Source organism: Aliarcobacter trophiarum LMG 25534 (assembly GCF_003355515.1).
GTDB lineage: Bacteria > Campylobacterota > Campylobacteria > Campylobacterales > Arcobacteraceae > Aliarcobacter > Aliarcobacter trophiarum.
In genome coordinates this window covers 640781-662552 of sequence record NZ_CP031367.1, presented here as the reverse complement: position 1 = coordinate 662552, position 21772 = coordinate 640781, and the positions used below count along the sequence as shown (strand labels likewise).

21 protein-coding genes are annotated in these 21772 nt (G+C 28.1%); 14 read left to right on the top strand and 7 right to left on the bottom strand.

Annotation, left to right across the window (positions count from 1 at the left end; genetic code table 11):
* The first annotated feature begins 44 nt into the window (after positions 1–44).
* Positions 45–2048: a TonB-dependent receptor gene (locus ATR_RS03435; RefSeq protein WP_115428091.1), complete on the top strand. Its 2004-nt coding sequence runs from the start codon at positions 45–47 to the stop codon at positions 2046–2048.
* Between the two features lie 37 nt (positions 2049–2085).
* On the opposite strand, the gene ATR_RS03430 is transcribed toward ATR_RS03435, so the two are convergent.
* Together ATR_RS03430 and ATR_RS03425 are read right to left on the bottom strand one after the other, a co-directional pair.
* Positions 2086–2994 (bottom strand): chemotaxis protein CheV, encoded by a 909-nt coding sequence (locus tag ATR_RS03430; protein WP_115428090.1) that lies wholly within the window; start codon positions 2992–2994, stop codon positions 2086–2088.
* Positions 2995–3038: 44 nt separating this feature from the next.
* Positions 3039–3707, bottom strand: a complete 669-nt coding sequence (locus ATR_RS03425) for a tRNA threonylcarbamoyladenosine dehydratase (protein WP_115428089.1) — start codon at positions 3705–3707, stop codon at positions 3039–3041.
* A gap of 61 nt (positions 3708–3768) precedes the next feature.
* Here ATR_RS03425 and greA point away from each other — a divergent pair, with 61 nt between their 5' ends.
* Genes greA through uvrB form a run of 3 tightly spaced genes read left to right on the top strand, consistent with a single transcriptional unit; the run spans position 3769 to position 6941 of the window.
* Positions 3769–4254, top strand: coding sequence for a transcription elongation factor GreA (gene greA, locus ATR_RS03420; RefSeq protein ID WP_115428088.1), 486 nt, complete (start codon positions 3769–3771; stop codon positions 4252–4254).
* A gap of 2 nt (positions 4255–4256) precedes the next feature.
* Positions 4257–4955 (top strand): UDP-2,3-diacylglucosamine diphosphatase, encoded by a 699-nt coding sequence (locus tag ATR_RS03415; protein WP_115428087.1) that lies wholly within the window; start codon positions 4257–4259, stop codon positions 4953–4955.
* Positions 4956–4967: 12 nt separating this feature from the next.
* On the top strand, positions 4968–6941 hold the full coding sequence (gene uvrB, locus ATR_RS03410) for an excinuclease ABC subunit UvrB (RefSeq protein WP_115428086.1): 1974 nt from the start codon (positions 4968–4970) through the stop codon (positions 6939–6941).
* 45 nt (positions 6942–6986) lie between these two features.
* On the opposite strand, the gene argH is transcribed toward uvrB, so the two are convergent.
* Positions 6987–8375 carry an argininosuccinate lyase gene (gene argH / locus ATR_RS03405; RefSeq protein ID WP_115428085.1) on the bottom strand — a complete coding sequence of 463 codons (1389 nt, stop codon included), beginning with the start codon at positions 8373–8375 and terminating at the stop codon, positions 6987–6989.
* 75 nt (positions 8376–8450) lie between these two features.
* Here argH and ATR_RS03400 point away from each other — a divergent pair, with 75 nt between their 5' ends.
* Positions 8451–9701, top strand: a complete 1251-nt coding sequence (locus ATR_RS03400; protein ID WP_115428084.1) for a GGDEF domain-containing protein — start codon at positions 8451–8453, stop codon at positions 9699–9701.
* A 28-nt stretch (positions 9702–9729) separates the two neighbouring features.
* Here ATR_RS03400 and ATR_RS03395 read toward each other — a convergent pair whose 3' ends face one another.
* Both ATR_RS03395 and ATR_RS03390 read right to left on the bottom strand, forming a co-directional pair.
* Complete coding sequence (locus tag ATR_RS03395; RefSeq protein ID WP_115428083.1) at positions 9730–10356, bottom strand: CBS domain-containing protein; 627 nt, start codon at positions 10354–10356, stop codon at positions 9730–9732.
* A 55-nt stretch (positions 10357–10411) separates the two neighbouring features.
* Entirely contained in the window at positions 10412–11341 is a 930-nt protein-coding gene (locus ATR_RS03390) for a NifU family protein (protein WP_115428082.1), read from the bottom strand.
* A 239-nt stretch (positions 11342–11580) separates the two neighbouring features.
* On the opposite strand from ATR_RS03390, the gene sufB reads away from it, so the two are divergent.
* The 8 genes from sufB (at position 11581) to ATR_RS03350 (ending at position 19499) form a co-directional block, all read left to right on the top strand.
* Positions 11581–13017: a Fe-S cluster assembly protein SufB gene (gene sufB, locus ATR_RS03385; protein ID WP_115428081.1), complete on the top strand. Its 1437-nt coding sequence runs from the start codon at positions 11581–11583 to the stop codon at positions 13015–13017.
* A 2-nt stretch (positions 13018–13019) separates the two neighbouring features.
* Positions 13020–13790, top strand: coding sequence for a Fe-S cluster assembly ATPase SufC (gene sufC / locus ATR_RS03380; RefSeq protein ID WP_115428080.1), 771 nt, complete (start codon positions 13020–13022; stop codon positions 13788–13790).
* Positions 13777–14805, top strand: a complete 1029-nt coding sequence (locus ATR_RS03375; RefSeq protein WP_115428079.1) for a SufD family Fe-S cluster assembly protein — start codon at positions 13777–13779, stop codon at positions 14803–14805. The genes sufC and ATR_RS03375 overlap by 14 nt, the downstream gene beginning before the upstream one ends.
* Before the next feature lies 1 nt (position 14806).
* Positions 14807–15994 (top strand): aminotransferase class V-fold PLP-dependent enzyme, encoded by a 1188-nt coding sequence (locus ATR_RS03370; protein WP_115428078.1) that lies wholly within the window; start codon positions 14807–14809, stop codon positions 15992–15994.
* A 1-nt stretch (position 15995) separates the two neighbouring features.
* Complete coding sequence (locus ATR_RS03365; RefSeq protein WP_115428077.1) at positions 15996–16403, top strand: SufE family protein; 408 nt, start codon at positions 15996–15998, stop codon at positions 16401–16403.
* 9 nt (positions 16404–16412) lie between these two features.
* The gene (locus ATR_RS03360; protein WP_115428076.1) at positions 16413–16763 is read left to right on the top strand and encodes a metal-sulfur cluster assembly factor; all 351 of its coding nucleotides are present in this window, start codon (positions 16413–16415) and stop codon (positions 16761–16763) included.
* A gap of 291 nt (positions 16764–17054) precedes the next feature.
* On the top strand, positions 17055–18506 hold the full coding sequence (locus ATR_RS03355; protein WP_115428075.1) for an acetyl-CoA carboxylase biotin carboxylase subunit: 1452 nt from the start codon (positions 17055–17057) through the stop codon (positions 18504–18506).
* Positions 18507–18575: 69 nt separating this feature from the next.
* A complete protein-coding gene (locus ATR_RS03350; protein WP_115428074.1) occupies positions 18576–19499 on the top strand; it encodes an AEC family transporter in 924 nt (307 codons plus the stop codon).
* Here the strand turns inward: ATR_RS03350 and ATR_RS03345 are convergent.
* A complete protein-coding gene (locus tag ATR_RS03345; protein WP_115428073.1) occupies positions 19496–20371 on the bottom strand; it encodes a DMT family transporter in 876 nt (291 codons plus the stop codon). The genes ATR_RS03350 and ATR_RS03345 overlap by 4 nt on opposite strands.
* 272 nt (positions 20372–20643) lie before the next feature.
* Between ATR_RS03345 and ATR_RS03340 the strand changes: the two genes are divergently transcribed.
* Positions 20644–21192, top strand: coding sequence for a YceI family protein (locus ATR_RS03340; RefSeq protein ID WP_115428072.1), 549 nt, complete (start codon positions 20644–20646; stop codon positions 21190–21192).
* Between the two features lie 28 nt (positions 21193–21220).
* Here ATR_RS03340 and ATR_RS03335 read toward each other — a convergent pair whose 3' ends face one another.
* On the bottom strand, positions 21221–21772 hold the full coding sequence (locus ATR_RS03335) for a rhomboid family intramembrane serine protease (protein ID WP_115428071.1): 552 nt from the start codon (positions 21770–21772) through the stop codon (positions 21221–21223).

Sequence of the window (21772 nt, the reverse complement as noted above, 5' to 3'; positions counted from 1 at the left end):
ATCCTTGTAATACTTTTGAAATTCAAAAAAAGGGAAAGTAAATTATGAAAGTAAAAAATATTACAATATTATCTTTTGTTGTTTCTACACTTTTAAGTGCAAATGAATCAACAACTTTACAAGAGATAAGTATTGTTGAAAGAGCAAATTCAACATTAGTAAAGGATATTTCAAAAGATGAACTAAAAAGTGCAGATTTAGCAGAAGCTTTAATGAAAAACTCTCCTAGTATCTCTATTGTAAGACGAAATGGAATTGCAAATGATATTATTTTAAGAGGGCAAAAAAAAGACAATATCAATATCTTAATTGATAACTCAAAAATTTATGGAGCTTGTCCAAATAGAATGGACCCACCTACTTCACATATTCTTACTAACAATATTAAAAGTGTAAAAATAATTGAAGGTCCATATGATGTAGAGAACTTTGGAACTCTAAGTGGACTTGTAAAAGTTGAAACAAAAGAGCCTCAAGATGGTTTTCATGGAGAATTAAATCTAAATGCAGGTAGTTTTGATTATAAAAAAGGTAGTGCCACAATAGAGGGTGGAAACAAGTTTGTAAAAGCTCTAATCTCCGCTTCAGTTGAAAAAGGAGACCAATATAAAGATGGAAATGGTAATAACTTCTTAGAACAACAGAAAAAAAGAGGAGTTCCACATGCCCAACAACTTAAAAGTGGAAGTGGCGATGCTTTTGAGAAAAAGAGTGTTATGTCAAAACTTCAATTTAATATTACAGATAATCAAGATTTAAAACTTTCTTATACTGCAAATAGAAGTGATAGCATTTTATATCCAGCTGGTCCTATGGATGCTGATTATGATGATAGTGATATTTATACAATTGGATATACAATTAGAGAGTTAGGGAGTTTTTCAAAAGAGTTAAACCTTGATTACTACTACTCAAAAGTAGATCATCCTATGAGTGGAAAACTAAGAAATGGTAATGGAACATCATATATGACAAATCATATGAAAAGTTCAATTTGGGGGGCAACAGTTAAAAACTCTTTAGAAATAGAAGATAGCCTACTTACTTTAGGTATTGATACAAGTGTAAGAAATTGGAATGGTAAAATGCACTCTACAAATATAAATACAGGAGTAGTTAAACCAAATCAGACTATGAATAGAATGTATGATACTGATACAAAAAATAAAGCACTATTTGCAAAAGTTGAAAAATCTATTGGAAACTTAGATTTAGAAACAGGTGTTAGATATGACTACACAGATATAGAGACTCAAAGACCAAATGTAGATGATAAAAAATATGTAGCATTTAGTGGATATATGTTTGGCGCTTATAATTTTGATGAACAAAGTAAAATCTTTTTAGGATTTGGTAAATCTTCAAGAGTTCCAGATGCGAGAGAATTATATCAACTAGGTTCAAATGGTGTAGTAAATGCCACTTCAAACCCAAATTTAGACCAAACAAAAAACTATGAAGTAGATTTAGGATTTGAAAAAACTATTGGAAATTTTTATATAAAACCAAAAATTTTCTACTCAGTTTTAAAAGATTATATCTATAATAGTAGAGTTATTGGAACTAATCAAACACAATTCCAAAATATAGATGCAAAAATTTATGGATTTGATATAAGTGGTCACTACTATTTCACAGATAATTTCGCATTTGACTATGGAATAGCTTATCAAAGAGGTAAAAAAGATGGAAGTTTTGCTGATAAAGATTTAGCTGAAATTCCTCCTTTAAAAGCAAATCTAGGTTTAAGTTATGAATATGAAAAATCTAAATTTAAAGCAGAAGTTGTAGCTGTTGATAGATGGAGCAAATTCGATGATAGTGCAAAAGAGCAAGAGATTGCTGGATATGCTGTTACAAATTTAAAATATACTCAAGAGTTATTTAAAAATTTTGAACTAACTTTAGGTGTTGATAATCTATTTGATAAAGTTTATAACTCTGCAAATACTTACCAAGATGTTAGATATGTTGAAGTTGGTGGTGAACAAATTTTATTTAATGATCCAGGAAGATATGGATATGTAAACTTAAGATATAGTTTCTAAAAAAAGTAAAAGCTAGAGTTTTTCTAGCTTTTAAAAGTTATCTAATAAGAAGTTGATTTGTAATTTGGAATAGAGCATTAATATCTGTTTTCCCTACAAAACCATCTATTCCTATTTGAGTCATCTTTCCTCTTACTGCATCAGTTGTCATTGAAGAGTTTACAACAACTGGGATATGCTCATATTTATTATTGCTTTTTATAAAAGATGCAACCTGATAACCATCTGTTCCTGGCATCTCAATATCTGTTATAACTAAACCAATTTTTGAAGGGTCAAGCTCTTCAATTCTATCAAGTAATTCTCCACCGTTTGGATAAATTTCATATTCAACATCTATTTGAGTAAAAAATTTATGTAATACCTCTCTAGCAACTGCTGAATCTTCCGCTGCTAAGATTTTTTTAGAAGAGTGGATTTTCCCTTCTACATACTTTTTAATATCTCTTCCCCCATCATCTGTCCACTTAATATCTCTTAAAAGTTGTTCTGCATTAAATACAGTACAAAGCTCATCTTTATTGTTTACTTTTACATAAGTTGTATATGTAATCTTACTATTTGTCTCTTCTGTATGTCTTAATTCTTGAGTTGTTTTTTCCACAATATCAAGCATATCTTTTACTAAAAATCCAATTTTTTTGTGATTAAACTCACAAAATATAATAAGCTTATACTCTTTTACCTCAAGTGGTTTTAATCCCAACCATGCATCAAGATTTATTAAAGTAACTGGCTCACCTCTTATTGTAGCAATCCCTGCAATAATGTTTGTATCCTTTGGAGTATCATTGATAGCAACTTCTTCTGTTATTATAAAAGCCTTAACTTTTGCTATGTTTATTGCATAAATATTATTATGACCAGTGTAAAATACTGCTAACTGCTGAACATTCCGTAAATGTCCTTGTGTCATTTGTTCAACACTACCACCAATACCGCTCATGAAAATCCTTTTTTTAAGTGTAAAGTTAATTATTATATATCTTTTTAACTTTGACTATCTTTAACTAAATTTAATTTCTTTACTATTTTTTGGGCAACAATTGAAGCCATAGTTAAACCAAAACTTGCAGTTACTCCTTCAAAACTACCTTTATCTATACAAAGTGGAACTTCAGTAGAAAAAATGATTTTAAATTTCTTTTTAAAACCTTGTTTTTTTAACTCATCTCTTACTTTTTTTACAAACTTATCATTGTAAGCATCCCAAATAGAAGCATATTTTATTTGGCATGGGTCTATCTTTTTTGCTCCTCCACCAGAGCTAATTACTTTTGTAAAATGTTTTTTTATTAGATGAACTTTTGGTGTCACATCGTCTATTGCATCTAAAATATAATCATATTTTGAGAAATCAAAACTATCTATCCACTCTGGAGTTATTTTTTCACAAATAGCTGTCACTTTTGGATATTTTTCTTTCATAACTTCTACTTTATATCTTCCTATATTATTGTGGCTATGTAGCTGTCTATTTTGATTTGATACATCATATCTATCAAAATCAACTACTGTTATATCTGTTATTCCTGTATTATAAAGAGCATCTAGTGCGAAACTTCCCACACCACCTACTCCAAAAAGTATTATTTTTGTATCTTGAAACTTTGAAAAAGCCTCTTCACCAAAAAGTATCTTAGTTCTACTATATTGCATTTTTACATCTTCTTTACAAATTTTTGGCTATTATAACACAAAAATATTTATGGGAGTTATGATGGACAAAGAACCAATGACACTTGCTGGATACAACAAAGTAACAAATAATTTAGAATTTTTAAAAAGTACAGAGAGACCTGAAACAGTAGTTGCTCTTGATGAAGCAAGACAATTAGGAGATTTAAAAGAGAATGCTGAGTATCATAGTGCAAAAGAGAAACTAAAATTAATTGATGTACAAATAGCTGAATTAAGCAATACTATTTCAAAAGCGGTGATTGTTGATCCTTCTATTTTACCACATGACCGTGTGAGTTTTGGCTCAACTATAAATTTAGTAGATGTTGATAGTGATGATGAGTTTACATACACAATTGTAGGTGGAGTTGAATCAAATGTAGAAAAAGGGCTAATCTCTTTTAACTCTCCTTTAGCAAAACAACTTATGGGAAAAGTTGAAGGAGATGAGTTTGTTGCAAATCTTCCAGGTGGAACTAAAACTTTTGAAGTTTTAAAAATATATTACAAAGAGTTAGAGTTATAAGTTTGAGTATTATTTTAAAAGATGAGGCTATTTTTATAGCTGATTCTCACTACAACAAGAAAAATCAAGAGTTTAAAATTATCTTAGAAAAAATCAAAAATGGTGAAATCTTTTGTAAACAAATTTTTTTAATGGGTGATAACTTTGATTTTTTAGCCTATGAAATAAATTATTTTAAAAAAATGAATAGTGAAAGTATAGAACTTTTAAATACTCTTTCAAATAGTTTTGAGATTTTTTATTTAGAAGGAAACCACGACTATAATCTTTCTAAAATCTTTCCAAATATAAAAGTTATAAAAAGAGAAAATCAACCTTTGCTATTAGAATATAGTGGTAAAAAATTAGCTCTATCACATGGTGACAATTTCATAAATTGGCACTATAATTTATATTGTAAAATTATACGAAATAGTTATTTTCTTTATTTTCTAAATCTTTTGGATATAAATTTTTTTATAAGTAAAAAAATAGAAAAAGCTTTAGAAAATAAAAATATTTGTCATAATTTAACCTATTTTGAAGAGCTTGTGAATAAAAGAGTTAAAAACTATAGTGAAGATATTATCATAGAGGGGCATTATCATCAAGCAAAATCTTATAAAATAGGAGAAAAAGAGTATATAAATATTCCATCTTTATGTTGTCAAAAAAGTTATACAATTTTTAAAGATGAAAAATTTACAAATATTTTTTTATAAAGGATTAAAAAATTGGCAAAATTTGAAGTAGTAAGCGATTATAGTCCAAGTGGAGATCAGCCAAAAGCTATAAAAGCTCTAGTAGAAAGTATTGAAGCAAAAAATCAATATAGCACACTTTTAGGAGTTACTGGAAGTGGAAAAACTTATACTATTGCAAAAGTAATAGAGAAAGTGCAAAAACCAACTTTAATAATGACTCATAATAAAACTTTAGCAGCTCAACTATATAGCGAATTTAAGCAATTTTTTCCAAATAATCATGTGGAGTATTTTATCTCATACTATGACTATTATCAACCTGAAGCTTATATTCCAAGAAGTGATCTATTTATTGAAAAAGATAGCTCTATAAATGAAGAACTGGAAAGACTAAGACTAAGTACAACAGCCTCTCTTTTGTCTTTTGATGATGTAATAGTTATTGCATCTGTATCTGCAAACTATGGTTTGGGAAATCCTAGTGAGTATAAAGCGATGGTACAAAGAGTAGAAGTAGGTTTTTCATACTCTCAAAGAGAGTTCTTATTAAAACTAATAGAGATGGGTTATAAAAGAAATGATAAATTCTTTGATAGAGCTGATTTTAGAGTAAATGGCGATGTAATTGATATATTTCCAGCATATTATGAAGATGAGTTTATTAGAGTTGAGTTTTTTGGAGATGAAGTTGAAACTATATCAAAACACGAGTATTTAACAAATGAGAGAGTAAAAGACTTAAAAGAGATAATTATCTATTCAGTTAATCCTTTTGTTGTAACACAAGATAATCTAGCACGAGCAGTTAAAGAGATAGAAGAAGAGCTCGAAAATAGATTAAATTACTATCAAAAAGAGCAAAAGCTAGTAGAGTATCAAAGACTTAAACAAAGAGTAGAGTTTGATTTAGAGATGATTGAAGCAACTGGAATGTGCAAAGGAATTGAGAATTATGCAAGACATTTAACAGGTTTAAAACCTGGGGAAACACCTTATTCTCTTTTGGATTATTTTGCTCAAATGGACAAAGATTTTTTACTAGTTGTTGATGAATCACATGTATCTCTAAGCCAATTTAGAGGAATGCATGTAGCTGATAGAAGTAGAAAAGAGGTTTTAGTTGAGTATGGGTTTAGACTTCCAAGTGCATTAGATAATAGACCTTTAAAATTTGATGAGTTTATAAAAAAAGCCCCAAACTATATATTTGTAAGTGCAACTCCAAATGAGCTAGAATTAGAATTGAGTCCAGTTGTAGCAGAGCAAATAATACGACCAACTGGTCTTTTAGACCCAATTATTGAAATAATGGATAGTGAATTTCAAGTAGAAAAACTACATGATGAGATAAAAAAAGTAGTTACAAAAAACCAAAGGGTACTAGTTACTGTTTTAACAAAAAAAATGGCAGAAGAGTTAGCTAGTTATTATGCTGATTTAGGAATAAAAGTAAAATATATGCATAGCGAAATAGATGCTATAGAGAGAAATCAAATAATAAGAGAGCTAAGACTAGGAACTTTTGATGTCTTAATTGGAATAAATTTACTAAGAGAAGGTTTAGATATTCCAGAAACTTCACTTGTTGCAATTTTAGATGCAGATAAAGAGGGATTTTTAAGAAGTCGTACTTCACTTATTCAAACTATTGGAAGAGCTGCTAGAAATGAAGAAGGAAGAGTTATCTTATTTGCAAAAAAGATAACAGCCTCTATGCAATTTGCAATAGATGAGACAAATAGAAGAAGAGAGCTTCAAGAAGCACATAATAAAGAGTTTAATATAACTCCAAAATCAACAACAAGAAAACTAGAAGATAGCCTAAAACTTGAAGAGTATGACACAGTTGCTCTAAAAAAACAGCGACTTGAAAAAATGCCAGCATCTGAGCGAAAAAAAATCTTAATTGAACTAAATAAACAGATGAAAAAAGCTGCAAGTGATTTGAACTTTGAAGAAGCTATAAGACTAAGAGATGAGATAGCAAAGATTAAAGAGATATAAATATACAAAAAGTGTAGATATAACTACACTCTTTAAAGATTTCACTTAAGCTTTTAACCACTCTTTAAAATACTCTATTTGAGCTAAAGTCTGTTTTGTAGATGTTCCACCAAATGAGTCTCTACTATTCATAGAGTTTTCAAGATTTAAATAAGAAACTATCTCTTCATCTATATTTTCAAGCTCTTTTGCACCACTTCTAATCTCAGCAATATTTAATTCACTAATATCTTTGTTTAGACTATTTGCTTTTTGTACAAGCTCTTTTGTAATATAGTAAGCAGTACGAAAAGGCATATTTTGTTTTGCAACTAAATAATCAGCTAAATCTGTTGCAGTTAAATGCCCTATTTTACAAGCATTTGCCATATTATCCTTATTTACAACCATAGTTTTTATAACTTCATTTAAAATATTTAATGAAATCTCAATAGTAGAAACTGAATCAAAAACTCCATCTTTATCTTCTTGAGTATCTTTATTATAAGCTAGAGGAAGTGATTTCATAATAGTTAAAAGTGAGATTAAATTTCCATAGACACGACCTGTTTTCCCACGTAATAATTCAGGAACATCTGGATTTTTCTTTTGTGGCATAATAGAGCTTGTTGTCGCATATTCATCACTCATTTGTATAAATCTAAATTCATAAGAGCACCATAAAATAAGCTCCTCTGAAATACGACTAATATGCATCATTGTTGTAGAGATATTAAAAAGTAACTCTAAAGCAAAATCTCTATTTGAAACACTATCCATAGCATTTTGTGTTGGGGCATAAAATCCTAAAAGTTCTGCTGTTTTAAATCTATCAATATTGTGTGGAGTTCCTGCCATTGCAGCACTTCCTAAAGGAGAGTAGTTATTTCTTTCAAAAGAAGAGCAAAATCTTTCAAAATCTCTTTTAAACATATTTGCATATGCCATCATATGAAACCCAAAGTTAATTGGTTGTGCATGTTGAAGATGTGTCATTCCTGGCATTATAGTTGTTGTATGTTTTGAAGCAAGTTCTACAAATGTAGAGATTAGCTCTTTAATTTGCTCTTGAATAGATTTTGTTTTTTCTTGTACATAAAGTGTAAAATCTGTACAAACTTGATCATTTCTACTTCTTGCAGTGTGAACTCTTTTACCAGCTTCTCCAATAATTTGAGTGAGTCTATTTTCAACTGCCATATGAATATCTTCATACTCTAAAGAGAATTTAAACTCTCCACTTTCAATCTCTTTTAAAACTTGTAGAAGTCCATTTTCTATACTTTTTTGTTCATCATTTGAAATAATATTTTGTAATGCCAACATTTTAGAGTGTGCTATTGAACCTTTTATATCTTGAGAATATAGCTCTTTATCAAACATAATTGAGGCATTAAACTCATCTAATAACTTTGCATTTGTATTTTTTAAAATCTGATTGTTTCTATTTGGCATAAATTAATCCTTTATATATTAAGTTCTTATTATACCATAAGTGATATAATACTTTAAAAAATTTAAGGCACTTTTATGAATGAAAATCTAAAAGAGATCACCAAAAATACTTTAGAAAAATTAAGAGAAAAGAAACTTCCAACAACTCCTGAGAACTACTTTTTAGAATTTAAAGAGCAAGCAAAGATTTATAATAAAGAGTATAGTGATATAAAAATATTAAATGATGCTTTAATAAACCTTACAAATGATGAAAAAAAAGTTCTAAGTAATGAATCAATTTTTAGGATAATATCTATCTTAACAAAAAGAGCAAATAATGACCAACTAAGAAGTTTAATTGGTACATTTAGTGAACTTTTAACTCCTTCAGTAAACTTTGAGTTGAAAGAAGAAATTGAAGATTTTATTATTGGATGCCTTCAAAATCCAATAAAAATAACTTCTAAAGAATCTATCTCAAAAATAAAAAACTTTGCAAAAAATAGAATAGAAGCAGATAGAAGAGTTTTAAAAGAGAAAACAAATGATATTATAAAACTTACCTCTTTGATGAGTAGATACTATGATAAAACACTAAATGATAGTAATAACTCAAATGAAGATATTAAAAAAATCAAAAAGGATTTAGAGTCTTTAGAAATCTCTGATTTTTCTAAAAGAGAGCTAACTGCTGTTCAAAAAAAATTAATAGATACTATTTATAAACTTGAGGACTCTTTACTTGAGAATAATAGAATTTTAGCTTCAAATATTGATAGGTTTAAACAACTAAATAGACAAATAGAAGAGCTTGAAAGAGAGTTACAAGTTACAAAAGAGGAGTATTTATATGACTTTTTAACTTCTGTTTTAAATAGAAGAGCATATGAAGTTGAAGCAAAAAAGACTGAAAAACAGTTTTTTATATTTGAAACAAATTTTGCTATTGTATTTTTTGATATTGACCACTTTAAAAAGATAAATGATAATTATGGTCATGCTTGTGGTGATGAAATTTTAAAATCTTTTGCAAAGATATTAAAAGATTTAACTAGAAAAGAGGATGTTGTAGCACGTTATGGTGGAGAAGAGTTTGTTGCATTAATAAATTTTAGAGATAAAATAGAGGTAAATAGATATATAAAAAGAGTGAAAAATGCCTTTTTAAATAGTACTTTTATATATAAAGAGCATAAAATAAATATAACTTTCTCTGCTGGTGTTACTTTTAGAAATAATTATAACTCCATAATAGATGCCCAAGCAAAAGCTGATGAGTTACTTTATGAAGCAAAGGCAAAGGGTAGAGACAAGGTTATTTTTGATGATGGAACAGTTTTATAAATAAACTTTATAAATCAATAATCTAAATTTACGACCAAAGCTGAAGCTTAGGAAAATTTGCAACTGCCTTTAATATATCGGTTTTTGAAACTATTCCTAGTAAAGTATCATGCTCATCAACTATAGGAATTGCATCTAGTCTTAAATCTAACATTACTTTTACTACTTGTCTTACATCAGCTTCAGGGTCTGCTGTTAAAACCTCAGGAAGATAGATATCATCTATTTTTCTTTTTAATATATCAGTAACATCATCTTTATGATTCATAATAAGAGATAAAATAAGTTTTTTATTTACAATTCCAACTATTTTTTTACCAAAAATAGTTATTGGAATTTGTGAAACTTTCTTTTCAATTATAAAGTAATACAAATCCTCTAAAGTAGCACTAGTAGTCGCATGAAAAACCTCTTTTGTCATAATATCTTTTACTTTATAAACAGGCTCAAGGTTATCAAGATTTGCAACTTTTTTATATGAATTTATATGTTTTACCGTTTCACTATTGCCTTTTAACTCTTGTGAAAAATCTTTTATCTCTTCATCAGTAACATCTAATTTTGTAGCAGATGATGGCAATATACTTTTTAATTCGTGATTATTTTCGCTTCTACTTTTAAAATCAATCGTTCCATTATTATAAATTGCAAACATAAAAGCCTCTTAAAAACTATTTTATTTATTGTAGCAAATTTAAAGATTTTTAATCTTAAATAGGAAGAACTCTTATATTTTCATTTACCTTACTTTGTAAAATCGACTCAATCGCATACAAAGTTCCCATGCTTCCTGCACTACAACCGCTACAAGCACCTAAATATCTTATATACAAATCGTGGTGTGGAGGTGATTCTACAATATCAAGTATCTCCATATTACCACCATCCATAATAAGCATAGGTCTTACATCATCATCTAAAACATCTTCAATTAACTCAATTTTTTGTGATTTTGTCATATCTTCAAAGCTACTATTTAAATAGCTAGGTTCTTGTTGTCTTTGTTCATCTATCTCTTTTCTAGTCTGTTCTAAAATATCACTCAAATATAGCTCTTTCTCTTCTAAACCACCCTCTTTTTGACAAGATTTACAAAAAATTCCAGCTTTTGTGATATTTCCTATATCTTCTATAGTTGCTAAATCAAAGTTTTTTATAGCATCTTTTATAGTTCCTAAACTAACTCTAGCACATTCACAAACTACGTAATCATCATTAAAGTCTTTCATATCTCTAGTTTCAAGTTTCAAAGCTACCTTTTTTAAAATAACAAAATTCAAAAAGCCATTATGTAACTCTTCAATACCTAAAGCAGGAGTTTGTGGTTCATCTCTTAGAGCAAACTCAACATCTGTTTTAAACAAATTTGCCACTTTTTCAATACTTTTTCCAATACATAACTCAATCATCATATCATCTAAAGCAACTATCAATCCTGTTGCAAAAGATTTAAACTTTGCACTAAAAACTGTTTTATCTTTTGTAATTGCAAAATAAACTCTTAAGGCATCACTTCCATTTGACTCAAAGTCAGCAACAATAAGCCTACAACCAAGTTGTTTTGCCTCTTCTTTTGTAATCTCACCAAAATGTTTTGGATTATCTATTCTTTCTTCTATTTTTTTAGAGTAGTGTTTCATTTTTTTCCATTTTTTTCCATTTTTTTATAAATTATTTATTAAATCTGTATTTTATTAGAAATAGGATAAAATTTATCTTAATTTCTAAGTACTATATTATTGGCATTTCAAAGAATATTTGTTAAAAATCTTTTACTTTATTTGGATTTATGCCTTTACATTATATACTTATTTTGATATTATTCCAATTAGGATAAAAACTGTCCTATTTAAAATCAAATAAATTTTATGGAGAAGTCATGAGTGACAATCAAGAATTACATGACATTATTAATAGTGATTACAAACTAGGTTTTGAAACTTTAGTTCAAAGCGAAACCTTTGCAAAAGGTTTAAATGAAGATGTTATAAGAGCTATTAGTGCAAAAAAAGAAGAGCCCGAGTTTTTACTAGATTTTAGGCTAAAAGCTTATGAAAAGTGGCTAAAAATGGAAGAGCCAACTTGGACAAATCTTAAATATCCAAAAATTGACTATCAAGATTATGCATACTATTCAGCTCCAAAAAAACCTTTAGGGTCTTTAGATGAAGTTGATCCTGAAATTTTAAAAACTTATGAGAAGCTAGGAATTCCACTTGAAGAGCAAAAAATGCTTGCAGGTGTTGCAGTTGATGCTGTATTCGACTCAGTTTCTATTAAAACAACATATCAAGAAGAGCTTGAAAAATTAGGAATTATATTTTGCTCTATTAGTGAAGCTGCTCATAGATTCCCTGATCTTGTAAAAACATATTTAGCAAGTGTTGTTCCTGTAACTGATAACTACTTTGCTGCATTAAATAGTGCTGTATTTACAGATGGAAGTTTTGTATATATTCCAAAAAATACAAGATGTCCAATGGAACTTTCTACTTATTTTAGAATAAATGCTTTAAACACTGGTCAATTTGAAAGAACATTAATTATCTGTGATGAAGGTTCTTATGTATCTTATAACGAAGGTTGTTCAGCTCCTAGTCGTGATGATAGACAACTTCACGCAGCAGTTGTTGAATTAGTTGCACTTGAAAATGGTCATATAAAATATTCAACTATTCAAAACTGGTACCCAGGAGATGATACTGGAAAAGGTGGAATCTTAAACTTTGTTACAAAAAGAGCTTTATGTAAAGGAGATAATTCAAAAGTATCTTGGACACAAGTTGAAACTGGTTCAAGTATCACATGGAAATATCCTTCATGTATTCTTCAAGGAGATAATAGTGTAGGAGAGTTTTACTCTGTTGCAGTTACAAGTAGAGCTCAACAAGCTGATACTGGAACAAAAATGGTACATCTTGGAAAAAATACAAAATCAACAATTATCTCTAAAGGTATTTCAGCTATGAAAGGTATAAATGCCTATAGAGGACTTGTAAGAGTTGGAAAGAATGCATCAAATGCAAGAAATATTTCAGAATGTGATTCACTTCTAATAGGTCATAAGTGTCAAGCTCACACTTATCCATATCATGAGATTAGAAATAGTAGTGCAAATATAGAACATGAAGCAACAACATCTAAAATATCAGATGAACAACTATTTTATTTAAATCAAAGAGGAATAGATGAAGAAGATGCAATTGCTATGATTGTAAATGGTTTTTGTAAAGAGGTTTTAAAAGAGTTACCAATGGAGTTTGCTGCTGAAGCAAAAGAGTTATTAAATATTTCATTAGAAGGAAGTGTGGGTTAATTATGAGTAAAGAAGTTTTATTAAAAATTGAAGATTTAAAAGTAAGTATAAATAATAATCAGATTTTAAAAGGATTAAATTTAGAGATTAAAGAGGGTGAAATTCATGCTTTAATGGGTGTAAATGGTGCTGGAAAATCAACTTTAGTAAAAACCCTAGCTGCTCACTATGATTGCACTGTAAATGGTGGAAGAGTAACTTTTAAGAAAAAAGATTTACTAGAAATGGATGTAGCAACTAGAGCAAATGAGGGAATTTTTATGAGTTTCCAAAGCCCTGTTGAAGTTGCTGGAGTAAATAATAGCTATTTTCTAAGAACTGCTATGAACGCAAAAAGAGCTTACGAAGGAAAAGAAGAGCTAGATGCTATGCAGTTTCTAAAACTAGTAAAAGAGGAAACAAACAGATTTGAGATAGATAGAAAACTACTTCAAAGAGATTTAAATGATGGATTTAGTGGTGGAGAGAAAAAAAGAAATGAGCTTATTCAACTTTTAATGCTAAATCCAGATTTAATAATGCTAGATGAGATTGATAGTGGACTTGATGTTGATGCTATAAAAACAGTTGCAAATGTAATAAACTCTATGCTTGATGGTAAAAAATCACTTCTTATGATTACTCACTATGATAGACTTTTAGAGTTAATAAAGCCTGATTTTGTGCATATTTTAAGTGATGGAAAAATAGCTAAAACTGGAGATTATAGTCTTGCTTTAGAGCTAGATGAGAAAGGTTTTGAAGCTTTAGGAATAAACAATGCAAATAGCTAATTTAAATATAAATCTTCCACAAAAGAAGGAAGAAGAGTTTTTAAAAATAGATTTTGCTCCACTTTTTAATTATGAGTTTAAAGAACAAAAAGAGTTTGATTTAGCACTAAATTTAAAAGAACAAGATGACACAAAAAACTATAAATCAAAACTTTTTTCTATAAGAAATAACATTAGTAAAAAACAAAAAGTGTTGGAAATAGAAGAGAACACTAATGAAGTATTAGTTTTAAAAAATCTTTTAATTGAAGATGAGACGCTATTTTCAAATAATCTTTTAATAAAAGTAAAAGATGGAGTAAAGGCAACTGTTGTTGAAGTTTTTGCAAACTCTTCAAAAAACTCTTGTTTTTTAGCAAATAGAACAGTAATTTTAGGTGAAAATAGCTCTTTAGAGTATGTGAAAATTCAAGATATTAGCTTTGAGAACTCTTTAATCTTTTCTCTAAATGTAGAACAAAAAGATAACTCAAATTTAGAAATCTCAAACTTTGAGTTTGGAGATGGATTTATTGTAAATAGTTTTGAAAATGAGATAAATAATAAAAATATAAACTATGAATTAAATGGATTAAATAAACTAAGAGAAAAAGCAAATTGCTCAACTTTGATTAAAACTATTCACAACAACGAAAGTTCAAAAAGTAATATAAACTATAAAAATTCACTTCTTGGATCTTCAAGAGCAGTTGTAAAAATAAACTCTATTGTTACTGAAAAAGGACTTTATTCAAAAGCATTTCAAAACTGTAATACAATTCTTTTAAGTGATGATGCAGTTATTTTTGCTCAACCATTTTTAGAAATTTTCATAGATGAGCTTGAAGCTAGTCATGGAGCAACAACTGGAACTTTAAATAAAGATGAGTTGTACTATTTACAAACAAGAGGAATTAGTGAAGAGAGTGCCTATTTAATACTTCTTGAGGCTTTTGAAAACTCTATAAAAGATAATCTAAAAGATGAAAAACTAAAAGAGTTTATAGAAAACTATAAAAAAGAGAGCTTTTTTTAAGATGTATAAAAAAGATTTTCCATTTTTTGCAAACTCAAAAACAGTATATCTTGACAATGGAGCAACGACTCAAAAACCACAAAGTGTAATTAATGCTACAATTGATTATTATACAAAATATTGCTCAAATACTCATAGAAGTGGTTTTGGAGATGCTGCAATTGCAACAACAGAGTTTGAAAAAAGTAGAGAAGTTTTACAAAAATTTATAAATGCAAATAAAAAAGAGGAGATAGTTTTTACAAGTGGAGTTACACAAAGTATCAATTTTATAGCCTCTTCTTTTGGGAAAAGATTTAAAAATATAATCATCTCTAGCCTTGAACATCATGCAAATATCGTACCTTGGCAGATGCAAAATAGAACTTTAGGAAATGGTCTTTTAGTTGTGAATTGTAGTGATAATTTAGATTTTGATTTTACTCACTTCGAAAAGCTTTTAAAAGAAAATCCTAACTCTTTTGTAAGTATTGCACATGTTACTAATGCTTTTGGGAAAATTCATGATATTAAAAGAATAGTCTCTTTAGCACACTCTTATTCATGCCCAATAATGATTGATGGTGCACAAAGCTTAAGTGGTTTTAAAATAGATGTACAAGATATTGATTGTGATTTTTTTGCTATTTCAGGACATAAAACCTTTGGACCAACAGGAGTTGGAGCAATCTATATAAAAGAGAAGTTTCACGATATGGTTGACCCATATATAACTGGTGGTGCAGCTATAAATTTAGTTGATTTAGAACAAGGAACAACTTTTTTAAATAGCCCTTATAAATTTGAAGCAGGAACTCAAAATATAGCAGGAGTTATTGCTTTTAAAGAGTCTTTAAAATATATTGAAAATATTGGCTATAAAACAATACAAAAAAGAAAAGATGAATTAATGCAATATCTTGATAGTGAGTTAAAAAAACTACCAGATATAATTTTTTATAACGACTTAAAAGATTGTAGTGGGACTAGAAGCTTTAATTTCAAAGATATTATGCATGATGATATCTCTATTTTACTTGATAAAATGGGAATTGCTATAAGAGTTGGTCACCATTGTGCACAACCAATTATGAATAAACTTAAAATTAAAGGAACTATTAGAGTAAGTCTTGCTTTTTATAATGATTTTAGTGATATAGATAAGCTAATTTCTAGTTTAAAAAGAGCAATAAGTATGCTAAAGGATTAAAATGAGTATTAAAAAAAGAGTTGAAAATATAAAAGAAGATTTAGAATTTTTTGATGAAGAACTTGCAAAATATGAATATATTATTGATTTAGGAAAAAAGCTTCCTCCTTTTGATGAAGCAAATCAAATCCCAGAAAACCTAGTGCATGGCTGTACTTCTCAAGTTTGGCTAATACATGAAAAAAAAGGTGATAAACTATTTTTCTATGGAACAAGTGATGCTATTATTGTAAAAGGTTTGGTTTATATTATTTTAGATATTTTCTCAGATTCAACTATAGATGAGTTAAAAGAGATTGATATGGATATTATAAAAGAGCTTAATTTAAGCGAGGTTATTACTCCAAATAGACAAAGTGGAGTTATTGGAATGATTAAAAAAATAAAAGAGTATGCCCTAAAAAGCTAAGGAAATAAAATGAGTAGTATTTTTAATAAAGATGAAATAAAAGAGAAAATTATAGAGAATTTAAAAAAGGTTTATGACCCTGAAATACCTGTAGATATTTATAATTTAGGACTTATATATAGTATTGAACTTGAAGAGAGAGAAAATTATCTCTTTTGTGAAATAGATATGACACTTACAAGCCCAGCTTGTCCAGTTGCTGATAGCTTGCTTGAACAAGTAAGATATGTAGCTATGGCAGTTGATGAAGTAGATGAGGCAAAAGTTAATTTAGTATTTGAACCTGTATGGGAACCATATATGATGAGTGAAGATGCAAAAGAGATTATGGGAGCTAGTGGAGCTGCTATTTCTTGGTAAAAACTAAAAAAATATATTCCCAAGCTATAAGTTTGGGAATATAAATAAATCAAAATAATTAATTACTCTTAAAATACCTTAAAAAGATAATATTTAAATAAATCTAACTCTTATAAATAGTGTAATCATAGCAATTCTAAAGAGATAAGAAATTTGATATTTATTAAAAATATAGCTTCTAATCAAAACTATAAATTAGCAATATACAACAATTTATTTAACAATAATTAAGAAGAATAAAAGAGAAAAATATCCTAAAATTTGAGTAATTATTTTTTAAAAGGTGAGTATATGAAAAAGATTAATAAAGTACTTATTGCAAACAGAGGAGAGATAGCGCTACGAATTATAAGAGCTTGTAAAGAGCTTGAGATTAAAAGTGTTGCTGTATTTTCAGAAGTTGATATTGAGGGATTATGGGTACGAAAAGCGGATGAGTGCTACCCAATTATGGGAGATGTTGTTCAAGCATATTTGGACTATGAAAAAATCATCTCTATTGCAAAAAAATCTGATTGTGATGCAATTCATCCTGGTTATGGATTTTTAAGTGAAAATGCTGATTTTGCAAGAGCATGTGAAGAGAATGGAATTATATTTATTGGTCCAAAACCAGAACATATAGAACTTTTTGGTGATAAAATGGCAAGTAAAGTTGCTATGAAAAAAGTTGGAGTTCCAGTTTTAGAAGGTACTGATGAACCAATTACTGATATTGAAGAAGGTGCAAGAATTGCAAAAGAGATAGGTTTCCCTGTAATCATCAAAGCTGCATTTGGTGGTGGAGGAAGAGGAATGAGAATAGTAAGAGAAGAGAAAGACTTCAAAGAACTATTTGAAAGTGCCTCAAATGAAGCAAAAAAATATTTTGGAAGAGGTGAAGCATTTATTGAAAAATATGTTGAAAATCCAAGACATATTGAAATTCAAATTATCGCAGATAAATATGGAAATGTTTTACATTTAGGTGAAAGAGATTGTTCTATTCAAAGAAGACACCAAAAAGTTATTGAAATTGCTCCATCTCCACTACTAAACAATGAAGCAAGAAAAGAGCTATATAGAATTGCAACAAAAGCTATGTTCAAATTAGGATATGAAAGTGTTGGAACAGTTGAGTTTTTACTAGATCCAGATGACAATATCTATTTTATAGAGATGAATACAAGAGTTCAAGTTGAGCATCCTGTAACTGAGACTATTACAGGAATTGATATTATTCAAAGAATGATTCAAATTGCTGAGGGAAGTAGAATGATCTTCTTACAAGAAGAGATTAACTTTAGAGGTTACTCAATAGAGTTTAGAATAAATGCAGAAAACCCACTAAAAGGATTTATGCCGTCTGTTGGAACTGTTGATAAATACCTTACACCAGGAGGTCCTGGAGTAAGACTTGATACTGCTCTTTATACAGGATATAAAGTTCCACCAAACTATGATTCAATGGTTGGAAAACTAATTGTTTGGGCAATAGATTGGGAAGGTTGTGTAAAAAAAGCGAAGAGAGCTTTAGATGAGTTTTATATTGAAGGTTTCCCTACAAACATCCCTCTTCATAGAGAAATTGTAAGAGACCAAGATTTTAAAGATGGAAACTTTACAACAAACTATCTTGACAAAAAAATGGATATTTTTACTCTACAATCAAAAGATAATATTGAAGAAGAAGAAGTAAAAATTGAAAACCTTAAAAAATTAATATCTACAATTAATTCAAAAAATATCTCAACAAGACACTAAATTTTAAGAGCTTTTTGCTCTTAAAATAGCTATACTTTCCCTTTTATTTTAATATTTAAAAGGCTTTTTGTGTCAATATTTTTTACTCTTTTAGCAAAAATCATACCTCTTTATTTTAGTGTTTTTTTAGGTTTTATAAGTACTTATTTACTTAAATGTGATAAAGAGACGATTGCAAAGATTTTATTATATATTTTAGCCCCTTTAATTGTTTTCAATGCAACAATTAGCGTAAAACTTGACTTACAAGTACTGTTTTTGCCTATATCATTTTTTATTTTTAGTACAATCTTAGCCTTTGTTCTTCTTTTCTTATTTAAAAAGATATATAGTGATAACACTGCAAATTTACTAGCTTTTAGTACATCTACTGGAAATACTGGGAATATTGGAATTCCTTTAGCTATTTTGTTTTTAGAACCAAAACTTGTAGATATCTTTATTTTTTCAATTTTAGCTTCTATTTTATATCAAAACTCTATTGGTTACTATATAACTGCAAAAGGAAATTTCAGTGCAAAAGAGAGTATAAAAAAGGTTTTGAAACTCCCTGTTATTTATGCTTTTATTTTAGGAATTATTTTAAACTTAAATGGTATAAAAATCCCTGATATGCTATTTTCATATAGTGAGTTTCTAAAAGGAGCTTATGCAATTTTAGGGATGATGTTAATTGGAATGGGAATGGAAAAGTTTCGTAGTTCAAACTCTTTTGATATAAAGTTTATCTCTTTTACTTTAATTATAAAATTCATCCTTTGGCCTCTTGCTACACTTATTTTTATCTATTTTGACAAAAATTTTATTCATTTTTTAAATAATGATTTTTATATGATTATGTTTTTATTTAGTATTGTTCCACTTGCTGGAAACACTGTAACAGTTGCAACTATTTTAAATGTAAAACCTGAAAAAATGTCTATGGCAGTTTTTGTTTCTACTATAGTTTCTCTATTTTATATCCCTCTAGTTTTATATCTTTATATGAATTAATTTTTTCTCTTTTTATATAAAGCTATAAAAATTCCAAATAAGATTATAAAAGTAGAAGAAATAAGTTCAAAAGTAAGAGCTTCATTTAAAAATATAACACTTAAAAAAATAGCAATAACAGGAACCAAAAGCTGTACGATACTTGCAGTTATTAGCTCAATTTTACCCATAATAAAATACCATAAACTAGCTCCAAATGCAGTTGTAATAGCTCCTGAAATAATAGCCAAAGTTGTAGTATATAAATCTATTTTAAAGCTATTTGGGAAAAATATTAGATAAAAAATAGCACAAATAAAAGTGATAATAAAGGCTTTAAAAAAACTATCTGTTGAGTTTAAAAGAGCATTCTTTGATTTTTTACCAAGAAAACTATATATAGCCCACGAAATACCAGATAGAATCATCAAAAAAGTATGAAAATATGAGATAGTAAAATCATCTTTTGGATATAGAAGATAGAATAAACCAGAAAAAGCTATAAAAATTCCCACAATTTTACTAAAATTTAATTTTTCACCTAAAAATAGTGCAAAAATTATCATACTTAGCTGAACAACTGCAAATAAAATTAAAGTTCCAATTCCAGCAGCCATATTTAAATATGAATATGTAAAAAATATTGCATAAGAGAAGAACATTAAACCACCTAAATAGTTTGTTCTTAGACCTATTTTTAGATTTTTATTTTTATAAAAGAATATAATAAAAAGCATAAGCATAGCAGCCAAAATTCGTAAAAAAGTAAATGAAAAAGCATCTATGTTTTCTGTAGCTATAGCCATTCTTGTCAAAACAGAGTTTAAAGCAAAGAAAACTAAAACAATAAAAATCAAAGAAAAAAGCTTTAAATTAGAATGGATAAATTTCATAAATTACCTTTGTTAAAACTCTAATTGTAGCTAATATATTCTAATACAAGAAGTGCTTTTAGATATCAATAAAATACTATCAACACTAAAAATAGCACTAAGTTTATTTCACTCCTTTTTATTTATATACTAAATTTTTAGTTTTTTATACAATATAAATTAGATAAAAAGAGCTTTATTATAAAGATTAAAATTATCTTATTTTAATAATCATTCGATAAAATTAATTTAATCTTATAAAGATTATTATATTTATGAATAAAGGAGAGTTTATGAAAAAGAAAATTTTGTTGTCAGTCCTAGCTTTTGGTTTAGCTTCGAGCTTAAATGCTTATGAGTTAAATGGAGATTTAGGTGTAAAGTGGACTGGGTTTAAACTTGCTTCAAAAGTTGGTGTTTCTGGAACATTTAATACTATAAATTTAGATATTAAAAAATCAGAAAGCTTAACAGAGTTTTTAAAGAGTGCTAAAGTAAAAATTGATACAAAATCTTTTGAATCAAATGATGCTGGAAGAAATAATAGCATTGTCTCAACACTATTCTCTCTAGCAAGTTCAAAAACTATAGAGGGGACAATCTTAAGTGTAGATGAAACAAAAAAGAGTTTAGTTTTAAATTTAGTTATGAATGAAACTACAAAACCTATCACAATGAGTTATGAGATAAATGATGGTAAAGTTGTAGCAAAAGGTGTAATTGATATCTTAGATTTCAATATGAAAAGCTCATATGAAGCATTTTCAAAAGTATGTTCTGCATTACACGAAAATGTATCTTATTCAGATGTAAATATTGAGTTTACACTACCTTTTAAATAAAAAATATAGCCTTTAAATAGGCTATATTTTATCTTATTTTAAGTGCCTTAAATATGATAGCATATATAAATCCTACAATTAATCCTATAAAATGAGCATACCAAGCAATTGGAAGACCTATTAAAAGAGGTGCTACAGAGATTAATAAAATCCAAGTAATAATTGCTTTTCTCTCTTCTTTTACAAAATAAGCATAAAATCCTAAAATTGCACAAATAGCTCCACTAGCACCAACTAAATTTACTTGAATATCAACATAAAATATATATAAAAAGGACAATAAAGAGGTTAAAATTCCAGTAATAAGATATAAAGCAACAAATCTTTTAGAACCTATAAATCTCTCTAGCATATTTCCAAATTGCCATAAAACAAACATATTCATCCCAAGATGAGCTATTCCACCATGTGAAAACATAGAACTAAGTGGTTGCCAATAAAACCCACCAATTAAGAAATAAAGATTTAAGCCCATAAAAATAGAGCCACTTTTGATATTTATCTGAAAAATATAGGCTAAAACAGTTACAAATATTAAAATATTTGTAGCTGTAAAATCCTTTTTAGAGAACTTTAACAT